This is a genomic window from Nocardioides sp., assembly GCF_025964975.1.
Lineage (GTDB): Bacteria > Actinomycetota > Actinomycetes > Propionibacteriales > Nocardioidaceae > Nocardioides.
Genome location: NZ_JAOPXV010000098.1, coordinates 1 through 4,383 on the forward strand (window position 1 = coordinate 1; position 4,383 = coordinate 4,383).

Here is a 4,383-nt window from a genome sequence, read left to right on the forward strand (position 1 = left end):
CCGAAGCCGGGACACATCACCTCGGCCGCGACGGACCGTCTCGACGGGGGTCGCCAGGAAACCGCTGGGGTCGCTCCGCGCGACGCCGATCCGGGCGTCTCCCGGGTCCAGCCCGAGGCGTACTCCACTGCGCACCACTCAGCCGGCCGTCCGGGCGACCTCGGTGCTGACCAGGGTCAGGGCCTCGTCGAGGCGGCTGGCGTCGCTGCCGCCGCCCTGCGCGACGTCGTCCTTGCCGCCGCCCTTGCCGCCGATGAGGGAGCCGACGGCGCGCACGAGGTCGTTGGCGCTCACGCCGCGCTCGCGTGCGAGGTCGTTGACGGCCGCGACGACCGCGACCTTCCCGTCCTGGACACCGGCGATGACCACTGCCCCCGGAAGGGACGCGTCGAGCCGGCTCCGCACGTCCATGGCGAGGGTGCGGACGTCGCCGCCGCCAGCGCCGTCCAAGCGGTGCGCCACGACGGCGACGCCACTGACGTCGACCGCCCGCGACGCGAGGTCGGACCCGCCGGACAGCAGCTGGGCGAGCCGGGCCTTCTCGACCTCCTTCTCGACGCTCTTGAGCCGGTCGACGAGGTCGCTGACGCGTCCGACGAGGGAATCGGGCTGGGTCTTGAGCATGCTCGTGAGCTGCGCGACCACGTCACGCTCGCGCGCCAGGTAGTCGAAGCCCTCGACGCCGGTGAAGGCCTCGATGCGTCGACTGCCCGAGCCGACGCTGGCTTCGCCGGTGACCACGATGGTCCCGATCTGGGAGGAATGGTCGACGTGGGTCCCGCCGCAGAGCTCACGCGACCACGGGCCGCCGATCTCGACGACGCGCACCTGGGTGTTGTCGTAGGTCTCACCGAAGAGCGCGATCGCGCCCCAGTCCTTGGCCTGCTCCAAGGTCATGTAGTCCCAGGCGACGGGCAGGTCGGCGCGCAGCGCCTGCTGGGAGACCTGCTCGATGTCACGCACCTGCTGGCGGCTCAGGGCCTGGGTCCAGCCGAAGTCGAGGCGGAGGTAGCCCGGCCTGTTGAAGGATCCCGACTGGAGGGCACTGGGCCCGAGGACCTCGCGGAGCGCAGCGTGCACGACGTGCGTGCCCGAGTGCGCCTGCCGGGCGCCGAGCCGCCAGCCGGGGTCGACCCGGGCGTGGAGCTGGGCGACGTCGGCGGGCAGCTCGCCCTCGACGACCCGCACCTGGTGGACGACGAGTCCCTTGATGGGGCGCTGGACGTCCAGCACCTCGAGCCGACCGCCCCCCTGGCTGGTCGAGAACTCGATGGTGCCGGCGTCGGCGGCCTGTCCCCCGGACTCGGCGTAGAAGGGCGTGCGGTCCAGGACGATCTCGCCGACCTCGCCCTGGCCCAGGACGCGGACGGGCGCTCCGCCGGAGAGCAGCGCCAGTGGCTTGGACTCGGTCTGGAGGGTCTCGTAGGCGAGCCACTCCGTGGGACCGTGCGTGTCCAGGAGGCCTCGGTAGACCGTGGTGTCGGCGTGCTGGCCCTTCTTCGACCTCGCGTCGGCCTTGGCCCGGTCGCGCTGCTCGGCCATCAGGGCGCGGAAGCCCGCTTCGTCGACGGTGAGGCCCTGCTCGGCCGCCATCTCGAGGGTCAGGTCGATCGGGAAGCCGTAGGTGTCGTGCAGGGCGAAGGCCTGGTCGCCGCCGAGCGTCGCGGCGCCGGCCGTCTTCACGTCCCGGGCGGCCAGGTCGAAGATCTGCGTGCCCGCCTGGAGCGTCTTGCGGAACGTGTCCTCCTCGCCGTACGCCACCCGCGCGATGCGGTCCCAGTCGCGGACGAGGTCGGTGTAGGTCTCCCCCATCTTGTCGCGCGAGACGGGCATCAGCTCGGGGAGCGCGGGGTCCTCGTAGCCGAGGAGGCGCATGGAGCGTACGGCGCGGCGCAGGAGCCGGCGCAGGACGTAGCCGCGTCCTTCGTTGCCCGGAGTGACCCCGTCGCCGATCAGCATCATGGAGCTGCGCACGTGGTCGGCCACGACGCGGAAGCGGACGTCGTCTTGGTGGTCAGCGCCGTACTTGCGACCGGTGAGCTCCATCGCGCGCTCGATGACGGGGAACATCACGTCGATCTCGTACATGTTCTCGACGCCCTGGGTCATGAAGGCGACGCGTTCGAGGCCCATCCCGGTGTCGATGTTCCTCCTGGGCAGCGAGCCCGCGATGTCGAAGTCCTCCTTCGACCGCACCGCGGAGAGCTCGTCCTGCATGAAGACGAGGTTCCAGAACTCGAGATAGCGGTCCTCGGCGGAGAAGTCGCCGTCCGCCCCGTACGCAGGTCCACGGTCGATCAGGATCTCCGAGCAGGGGCCGCCCGGGCCCGGGACTCCCATCGACCAGTAGTTCTCGGTCTTGCCGAGCCGGGCGATCCGCTCGTCGGGCAGACCGGTGATCTTCTTCCACAGCTCGACGGCCTCGGGATCGTCGACGTAGACGCTCGGATAGAGCTTGTCCTCGGGGAAGCCCCACCCACCATCGGCCTGGGACTTGGTGACCAGGTCCCAGGCGAGCTCGATGGCGCGTTCCTTGAAGTAGTCGCCGAAGGAGAAGTTGCCGCACATCTCGAAGAACGTGCCGTGGCGGGTCGTCTTGCCGACGTCCTCGATGTCCGGGGTGCGTACGCACTTCTGGATGCTGACGGCACGGTCGTAGGGCGGCGTCTCCTGGCCGAGGAAGAACGGCTTGAACGGCACCATCCCGGCGGGGACGAACAGCAGGTTGGGGTCGCTCGCGAGCAGGCTCGCCGAGGGCACTGCCGTGTGACCCGCGGCCTCGAAATGCTCGAGAAAGCGGCGGCGGATTTCACTGGTGTCCATCGGGATCCCCATCAATTGGCACGGTTGGTCGTGTGGTGAGCTCGCGAACCCCCTGAGGCACGAGCCCCATGCGCTCCCGCAACTCTGTTTCCTTCTCGGACGCTCCGGCGGCCACCTCGTCGCGGAAGAGTCTCACGCCGACCCCGACTCCACTCAGGCGATCACGGAGACCGGCGGAGGTGAGAGCCTCGGCAGCCCTCCGCGCGCGGGACACCGCATAGACGCCTGCCCCCGCTCCGGCCACGAACCACAGCGATCTGGCCATCAGGCCGCGTCCTCCCCGTCCTGCCCCTGGACAGGGTGCGCGCGTTCGCGGGCCTGGACGTCACGGAGCGCGGCCTTCATGTCGGCACGGCGCTGCTTGCGCGAACGCTTGACCTCGCGCTTCATCTCGAACCTGATCCGGTTGCGCGTCTCGGCCGAGAGGGCCCGGCGCAGACCGTGCGCCAGACCGGCCGCCCTGATCACGGTCTCGCGGGCCACGATGTCGGCGAACATCGGCGCGTCGATGCGCGCGGTCACGACTCCATCCACCGTGCCGACGGCGTCCACGGGGTCCGGCTCGGCGTCGTCGAGGCGGGTGATGACGTACGGCGACGGGTCGACCACGACAGGTCCCGCGGTCCGGGGTGCTTCGGGCCGCTCCGACCTCAGCGCCTCCAGCGCCTCCAGCGCCTCCAGCGCCTCGACCCGTGACGCGAGCCGGCGAGAGGTTCGCCAGAGCAGGGCGCAGGCGACCAGCAGGACCAGCGCCATCGCGCCTCCCACCACCATCCACGGCCCAGCCTGGTCACCATTCATCTGCGAAACCCTATAACCCGACCGTCGGGCCGGCTCGGGGCGCTGGCATAGATGGCCGGTCCTCCGGGTACCGAATCCTCAATCGAACGCGGTGCGCCGTATGCGCCGCCCAAGGAGAACCCATGACGACCAAGGTCGAGAAGAACATCACCGTCGATGTGCCGGTGAGCATGGCGTACAACCAATGGACGCAGTTCGAGAGCTTCCCCGAGTTCATGGGGGGCGTGCAGAAGGTGGAGCAGCTCGACGACCGCCGGCTGCACTGGGTCGCCGAGATCGCCGGGGTCAAGCGTGAGTGGTACGCCGAGATCCTCGAGCAGCGACCGGACGAGAAGATCGCCTGGGCTGCCACCGAAGGGGCCACCAACGCCGGCGCCGTCTACTTCTCCCCCGCCGGGGCCGACAAGACGTCCGTGAGGCTGGAGCTGGAGTACGAGCCCGAGGGCCTGGTCGAGAAGGCCGGCGACGCCCTCAACATCATCGACCGACAGGCCCAGTCGGACGTCGAGAAGTTCAAGACCTTCATCGAGGGGCGTCTGGGTGAGACCGGCGGCTGGCGCGGGAGCGTGGAGGGTCAGACCCTCGGCACGCCCGGCGTGGAGGACGCCACCTCGCAGGGCGACAGTGGCAAGGCAGGCATCTCCGGCAAGGCAGTGGCCGCCGGAACAGCCGCCGTTGCGGGAGCAGCCGCCGTGGCCGCCTCGCGATCGGAATCGGGATCGAGCAACGACACCGAGGCCGAAGTTGAGGTTGTCGAGG

At 70.1% G+C, this 4,383-nt stretch carries 5 protein-coding genes; 1 reads left to right on the forward strand and 4 read right to left on the reverse strand.

Annotated features, from left to right (window positions below):
* From ruvX to JWN68_RS06940, 4 genes are all read right to left on the reverse strand, one after another.
* Nucleotides 1-135: Holliday junction resolvase RuvX (gene ruvX / locus JWN68_RS06925; protein ID WP_297736620.1), on the reverse strand; the 135-nt coding region annotated here is incomplete at its 3' end.
* A 3-nt stretch (nt 136-138) separates the two neighbouring features.
* Complete coding sequence (gene alaS, locus JWN68_RS06930) at nt 139-2,823, reverse strand: alanine--tRNA ligase (protein WP_297736609.1); 2,685 nt, start codon at nt 2,821-2,823, stop codon at nt 139-141.
* The gene (locus tag JWN68_RS06935) at nt 2,810-3,088 is read right to left on the reverse strand and encodes a DUF6167 family protein (protein WP_297736611.1); all 279 of its coding nucleotides are present in this window, start codon (nt 3,086-3,088) and stop codon (nt 2,810-2,812) included. Before JWN68_RS06935 ends, alaS begins: the two co-directional genes overlap by 14 nt.
* Nucleotides 3,088-3,624 carry a hypothetical protein gene (locus JWN68_RS06940; protein ID WP_297736614.1) on the reverse strand — a complete coding sequence of 179 codons (537 nt, stop codon included), beginning with the start codon at nt 3,622-3,624 and terminating at the stop codon, nt 3,088-3,090. The genes JWN68_RS06935 and JWN68_RS06940 overlap by 1 nt, the downstream gene beginning before the upstream one ends.
* Before the next feature lie 122 nt (nt 3,625-3,746).
* Here JWN68_RS06940 and JWN68_RS06945 point away from each other — a divergent pair.
* Nucleotides 3,747-4,383 (forward strand): SRPBCC family protein (locus JWN68_RS06945; protein WP_297736617.1); only part of this gene is annotated, 637 nt, incomplete at its 3' end.

Coding starts and splice junctions, on each gene's coding strand:
- alaS (WP_297736609.1), bottom strand. CDS start 2,823: ATGGACACCAGTGAAATCCGCCGCCGCTTTCTCGAGCATTTCGAGGCC.
- JWN68_RS06935 (WP_297736611.1), bottom strand. CDS start 3,088: ATGGCCAGATCGCTGTGGTTCGTGGCCGGAGCGGGGGCAGGCGTCTAT.
- JWN68_RS06940 (WP_297736614.1), bottom strand. CDS start 3,624: ATGAATGGTGACCAGGCTGGGCCGTGGATGGTGGTGGGAGGCGCGATG.